5 protein-coding genes are annotated in these 6,596 nt (G+C 62.8%); 3 read left to right on the plus strand and 2 right to left on the minus strand.

Annotated features, from left to right (window positions below):
- The first annotated feature begins 39 nt into the window (after window positions 1–39).
- From dnaE to AC6FTP_RS24650, 3 genes are read left to right on the plus strand one after another with little or no spacing between them, the layout of a single operon-like run.
- Window positions 40–4,236: a DNA polymerase III subunit alpha gene (dnaE, locus tag AC6FTP_RS24640; RefSeq protein ID WP_497209560.1), complete on the plus strand. Its 4,197-nt coding sequence runs from the start codon at window positions 40–42 to the stop codon at window positions 4,234–4,236.
- Complete coding sequence (locus AC6FTP_RS24645) at window positions 4,233–5,045, plus strand: nucleotide excision repair endonuclease (RefSeq protein ID WP_497209561.1); 813 nt, start codon at window positions 4,233–4,235, stop codon at window positions 5,043–5,045. The genes dnaE and AC6FTP_RS24645 overlap by 4 nt, the downstream gene beginning before the upstream one ends.
- On the plus strand, window positions 5,038–5,769 hold the full coding sequence (locus AC6FTP_RS24650) for a metallophosphoesterase family protein (protein ID WP_497209562.1): 732 nt from the start codon (window positions 5,038–5,040) through the stop codon (window positions 5,767–5,769). Before AC6FTP_RS24645 ends, AC6FTP_RS24650 begins: the two co-directional genes overlap by 8 nt.
- Window positions 5,770–5,999: 230 nt before the next feature.
- Here the strand turns inward: AC6FTP_RS24650 and AC6FTP_RS24655 are convergent, their stop codons facing one another.
- Both AC6FTP_RS24655 and AC6FTP_RS24660 read right to left on the minus strand, forming a co-directional pair.
- Complete coding sequence (locus tag AC6FTP_RS24655) at window positions 6,000–6,176, minus strand: hypothetical protein (RefSeq protein ID WP_497209563.1); 177 nt, start codon at window positions 6,174–6,176, stop codon at window positions 6,000–6,002.
- Window positions 6,177–6,265: 89 nt separating this feature from the next.
- Entirely contained in the window at window positions 6,266–6,442 is a 177-nt protein-coding gene (locus AC6FTP_RS24660) for a hypothetical protein (protein ID WP_497209564.1), read from the minus strand.
- Between the last annotated feature and the right edge of the window lie 154 nt (window positions 6,443–6,596).

Genomic DNA, 6,596 nt, shown 5'->3' on the forward strand with positions numbered 1-6,596 from the left:
CTCATCGCGCTACTGCGACTTTCAGAAAGGTGATGCGCCATGATTCTGCACTTCGATGCGGACGCGTTCTACGCCTCCGTGGAGCAAGCCGCCGACCCCAAGCTGCGCGGGCGGCCCATCGCCGTCGGTGGTGAGCGACGTGGCATCATCGCCTCCGCCAGCTACGAGGCGCGGAAGATGGGCATCTACACGCCCATGCCCACCGCACGGGCGAAAAAGCTCTGCCCCGGCCTCATCGTGCTACCGTGTGACTTCGACAAATACGAGCGCTTCTCGCACCTCATGTTCTCGTATGCCTATGACTTCACGCCGCTCGTTGAGCTGGCCTCGATAGATGAATGCTATCTCGACCTGCACGGCGCACGTCAAACCAAAGCCTGTGACGCCGCCGCGAAGATGCAAAAAGCCATCGCGCAGAGTTTGAAGCTGTCAGTTTCCGTCGGCGTCGGTGCGAACAAGCTCGTCTCGCAGATCGCCAGCAAGCTGCGCAAGCCGCACTGCTTCATCGAGGTGGCCCCTGGGTATGAGCAGGGCTTCCTCTGGCCTTTGGAAAACAAATGGCTTCCTCAAGTCGGTCCTCAGCTCGCTGCAAAGCTGAACACCGCAGGCCTATGTCGCGTGGAGCACATCGCGCACACTCCGGTGGATGAGCTTTCACTGCTCGTCGGCAGTGGAGCGTCGGTATTGCGAGACTACGCCCTCGGCAACGATCAGCGCCCGGTGATCTGCGACGCGCCTGCGGCGAAAAGCTACGGCGAGCAGGAAACCTTCAATCAGGATACCACGGACACCGTCTTCATCACCGCACGCCTCCGCGCCATGGCAGACACACTCATGCGCCGCGTGCGTGAGGATGGAAAAAGCATCCGCACCGTCACCCTGCGCCTGCGCTACAACGACATGGACGAGGTCACCCGCTCCGCCAGCCTCGACGAGCCCACCGACCTCGAACACGACCTCTACCCGCTGCTCTCCGCGCTGCTGAAACGCGCCTGGGAGCGCCGCGTGAGCATCCGCCTCATCGGCCTGCGCTTCACCAAAATCTACGAAGCTGGCTTCAGCGCCGTCCTGCCGCTGGAGGTGGCCGATGTGAAGCGCGAGCGGCTGCACACACTCGCGCTCGTCATCGACGACCTGCGCGGCTCGCAACGCAGCATCATGCGTGGGCATGACCTCTGGCTCTCCCAGCAAAAGAACGCCCCACGCCAGACTTTGCCAAAGCCCCGGATCGTCACCGATCCCACAGCCAGTGTGACGAATAGAGTTTTGCGGGAGCGCCCTGGCGAAACCCGCGTTACGACACAACGCAGCACCTCCAAGGCTGCGCCCGCGCTCAATGTGAAGAGCTGCTACAGCTTTCTCGACTCCACGCTCACCATCCCCACCATCATCGAGGCCGCCGTGGAGCACGACATGCCCGCCGTGGCGCTCATGGACGCGAATCTGCACGCCGCCGTGCCGTTTTTCCAAGCCGCCACCGCCGCCGGGGTCAAGCCCATCATTGGCGCGGAGCTGCTCTGCGATCAAAAGCCGCTACTCGCTTATGTGCAGAATCAAACCGGCTACACCAATCTCTGCCACCTGCTCTCCGCTGCGAAAATCACATCGCAAATGCTCCACGAGCACTCCAGCGGGCTCATCATCGTCCCGGCGGCTTCACAGCTCGAAATCCGCTACCGTAAAGCCGAGGACAAAGTCTTCTTCGACATCTTGCAAAGCATGAAAACCCTCACGCTCCTGCACGAGACGCATCCGCAGAAGCGGAAGGGTGACTTCATTTTCCGCCCAGGCTGTTCAGTGGAGAACATCGTTGAAAGCTGCGAGTTTGCCTTCGACTTTAAAACGCTACGCTTTCCACGCTACACACCTGCGGACGGCTCCACGCCTGCCGCCATGCTTTACCGCCTCGCCCTCGATGGCCTGCGCACTCGCTACGGGGCTAGATCAAAGCTCCACCAGGCCCAGCTCCGTGAGGAACTCACCATCATCGCCGATGTCGGCTATGAGGAGTATTTCCTCACCGTCTGGCACCTGCTCCAGGAGTGCGCCGCGCTCGGCATCGGCTGGATCACGCGTGGGAGTGCCGCCGACTCGCTCGTCTGCTATTGCCTCGGCATCAGCAACGTCTGCCCCATCCGTTTCGAGCTGTATTTTAAGCGCTTCCTCAATCGCGACCGCATGGCGCTGCAAAAGCTGCCAGACATCGACATCGACTTCGCGCATGACCGCAAAGACGATGTCGTGCGCTTGCTGCTTGACCGTTACGGCCCCGAACACGCTGCCATCGTCGGTGGTTTCAATACCTTCCAGGCACGCTCGGCCTTCGGTGACGTCGCCAAGGTGCTCGGCGTCGCTGAAAACGAGATCCGCCGTCTCACCGAGCACATGCCGTGGACCGATGCCCGCCACGCTGCCGACGCCGTCGCCATGTCCCGCGAGTGCGACAACAGCGCCTGGCAGGAGGAGCCGCTGCGCACCGCTTTGCTCATGGCTGGCATGCTCGACGACTTCCCCCGCTACGCCAAGATGCACCCATGCGGCGTCGTGCTCTCCCGCGACCCCATCCGCAGCCTCACGCCCACTTTTATCAGCGGCAAAGGCTGGCCCACCACCCACTTCGACATGGATGCCGTCGAAGCCGTCGGCCTCATCAAGCTCGACATCCTCGCCCAAGGCGGCCTCGCCGTGCTGCGAGACACGCAGAGCGTCATCACCTCTCTGAACCTATCTTCCCTCGAAGTCGGTCTCGCGGGCCAAACCGAGAATCCACCGCGTGAAGGCCAAATCGAGCCATGGAGCGATCCTGGCGTCTGGAACATGATCGCGACGGGCAATGGACGCGGCGTTCACCACATCGAAAGCCCCGCCATGACCAGCCTCGCCTGCATGGCCGGTGTGCGGGACATTGATCGCCTCGTCGCCATCGTGTCCGTCATCCGGCCAGGAGCTGCCAATGGGCTCAAAAAGGCCCAATTCGCCCGCCGGGCACAAGGACTCGAACCCGTCGAGTACACCCACGAAAGCCTCGCAGGCGTGCTGCGCAGCACTTTTGGCGTCGTGGCCTATGAAGAGCACATTTTGCAGATTTGTGAGGCCTTCGCCGGATTGGCTCCTGGTCGTGCGGATGTACTGCGCCGCGCTTTGGTGAAGCAGGACATGAAAAAGATCGCGGAGATCCGCATCGAGTTCATCGCGGCTGCTCGTGGCCGTTTTCACGACGAAACGACCATCGAAAAAGTATGGGACCTCGTCGCTGGATTTCAGGGTTACGCGTTTTGTCGTGCTCATAGCACCGCCTACGCTGTGGAAGCCTACCAGGGAGCCTACGCCAAGCACTATCACCCCGCTGAGTTCATGGCCGGTGTGCTCAGCAACGGCAAAGGGTTCTACTCGGCGCTCGTCTATACGCTGGAGTGCCGCCGACTCGGCAGCGCTTTTCTCTCGCCTGATGTGAACCACCTCAGCGACGCTTTCACTGTCGAGACGTCGGACGCCCCCAGCGGCTCCCCTGCCCCACCTTTGGGCAAAGCCATCCGTGTCCCGCTGCGCTGCATCAAGGACCTCTCTGAGGCCACCTTGAGCCGCTGGCGGTCCGAACTCGCCCGGAGCCCGTTCACCAGCGTGAGCGACTTCTGTGCCCGCGTGCGTCCCGAGGGACCTGAAGCCCTCAACCTCATCCGCGCCGGTGCCTTTGACCGACTCGGGAGCAACCGCACCGAGCAGTTCTGGCGCTGCCTCCATGCCTCGCAGGACGCCAGCGCCGGCGCCGGCTGGCTTTTTCAAGGCGCAGCCGAGGCCGACATCCGCGCCACCTTCCGTGAAGAACCCACCCGGCTCCAAAAGCTCCAGGATGAGCAGGAACTCCTCGGCTACACCGTCACCGGCCATCCGCTCGATCTGCATCCGCACATTGCCTGGCACACCTATTGCCCCATCGCCGAGTTGCACCGTTACCACGGCCAGCGCGTCACCGTCTGTGGCCTCATCATCGTCAGTCGGCATCACATGCAGCAAAACGGCCAGCCCATGAAGTTCATCTCTATCTGCGACCGCAGCGGCATCGTCGAGTGCGAGATCTTCGCCGCCGCCTACCGCCTTTACGGCTTGAATACGGTGCGTTACCCCGTGGTTCAGGTCACAGCTGAGGTGAAGCCCTTTGACAACCTCGCAGGATACACGCTGGAGGTCTTGCGCGTGCAACAGGCCAGGACGAAGAATCCGCCTGCGACATCATGAGCGAGGAAATCACCCGCGCCGCGTCACCTCGGCAGCTCAAACTCTTCCATCTGGAAAACCCGCTCACGTTGCGTTTCGGGAACGACTTCTTCCGCTCGCTGCCCGAAGGCCCTGGCGTCTATTTCTTCCACGGCAGCGACGGGTGCTTGCTCTACATCGGGCAATCCTCCAACATCCGCACCCGGCTGGGCAGTTACCGGCATGTCGGGGAAGGCAAACACCCGCGCCGCACGCTGCGGCTGGTGGCTCGCGTTGCCCGCATCGAGTGGCGGGAGTGCGCTTCCGCAGATGAGGCCATCGAAACGGAGCGGGTTCTGCTCCTTCAGCATCGTCCACCCTTCAATCGCGCCGGCGTGTGGAAAGGCGATCCTTGGTGGCTGGCTCTGGAAGTGGAAACCGGTCACCTGACACTACGCCTCCAGCGCGAGGCCACTCTCGGCAGTCTTGGGCCGTTGTCGCCTGCGGCGAGACACCGCCTGGGCACGGTGGTCCGTGCGCTGCTGCGCCTTGCGTGGCCGGCGTGGCGGTTGAGTGACTATCCTCGTGGTCTCATGGCCTCGGCTCTGCCGCGTGAGTGCCGTCTTCCGGTGCCATCCCCCTCAAACATGGTCGAAGGCCTTACTGCGGCCATCAAGGGCGATTTGGCAGCGCTTCTAGCCCACTTGGACGCTCTACCTCCGCCTGCCACCGTAACCGAGCAGACGTTCTGGCAGGAGGAGCATGAAACCCTGGCCAAACTCCGCCCGCTGGCCTTGGATTCAGTTGCAACCCAAGCCGACCGGGAGCTTATGTCCACGCACCATGAGTGAGTCCCTCGCCATCCTCAGTGACATTCATGCCAACCTGCCGGCGCTGGAGGCGGTGCTGGCGGACATCGAGAGCCAGGGCATCCGCGAGCTTCTCTGTCTGGGCGATGTTGTCGGCTACGGAGCCCAGCCAGCCGAGTGCATCGAGCTTTTGCGTTCCGAGCCGTTCCTGAGCATCCTGCGCGGCAATCACGATGCCTATGCTGCCTCCGAGGTCGATCCACCGAATGTCTCGCCTGAAACGCTGGAGGGCATCCGCTGGACGCGTGCGCGGCTGAAGCCGGAGCACCGCGCCTGGCTCGGTGCTCTGCCGCTGGCGTGGCAGGGCAGCGATTGCGAGGCCGTGCATGCCGCGTTGCCAAATCCGGAGGCCTGGGACTATGTCCTCGAACCTGCCGCCGCCTCCCGGCACTTTGCCCACCAGCAGCATAGGATCTGCTTCATCGGCCACTCCCACCGGCCTGCCATGTTCGTCGAGGGCGAGGATCGTGCGCTCGACCTCACCAGCCTCGAATCCATCCGCCCGGACCGGAAACAGGTCATCAACGTCGGCTCCGTCGGCCAGCCTCGCGATAAGGACCCGCAAGCCTGCTACCTGATCTACCGCCGTGAAAGGCAGGACGTTTGGTGGCGCAGGGTGGCCTACGACGTCGCTGCTTCCCAATCCGCCATCATCGCCGCCGGCTTGCCGATGAAGTTCGCCCAGCGACTCGCCTTGGGGAAATAGTTCTTCCCATGTCCCGTCTGGCATGCATCTGCCGGAACCTGCCGTGCTTGAGGCTATGAAGACTCTTGTTCGCAAGTGTGAGGGCGGGAAGGAGTCGGCGGCCATCTCCTCGGCATCACCGAGGTTCCAATACTTGCCGTTCCCAAGCCGGTGGATGGGCAGGAAATGCGTGCGGTGTTTTCCGCCTTGGGCTCGTCCGATGAGGATACCGGCGTCGCGTGCCCAGTCGGTCAGCGCTGCTTTGTCGCGGCGGCGATCTTCGCTTCTTCGGCGCGCCGCATCTGGCGCAGATGATCGGCCTGTGCGTTGGCTTCGGCGGAGGTGTGCGAGCGCTGCCGAGAGTTGAGTTCGGCTGCTTCTTGCCTGGTCGGCAGGCGGGGTGTTTTGGATGGGGCGGCGGGTTCCATGGAGGAGCGTATCTATCGCATGGACGCGGGTTTCTTCCAGAGATCTCCGCTTCGGTGTGCATGCTGTCGGGCGTTGCGTGCCCAGTCGGTCAGCGCGGCTTTGTCGCGTCGGCGATCTTCTTTTCTTCGAGTTGCCGCATCTGGCGCAAGTGATCGGCCTGTGCGTTGCGCTCCTCGGAGGTGCGCGAGCGCCGCCGAGAGTTGAGTTCGGCTGCTTCCTGCCTGGTCGGCAGGCGGGGTGTTTTGGATGGGGCGGCGGGTTCCATGGAGGAGAGTATCTATCGCATGGATGCGGGTTTCTTCCAGAGATCTCCGCTTCGGTGTGCATGCTGTCGGGCGTTGAGTGCCCAGTTGATCAGGAGCGCCTTGTGGTGGCGATGGCAGTCGGGGTGACGGAGCGCTGGCGATTGGCGGTGGACG

This window comes from Prosthecobacter sp., from assembly GCF_044378005.1.
In the GTDB taxonomy this organism is placed as follows: Bacteria; Verrucomicrobiota; Verrucomicrobiia; order Verrucomicrobiales; family Verrucomicrobiaceae; genus Prosthecobacter.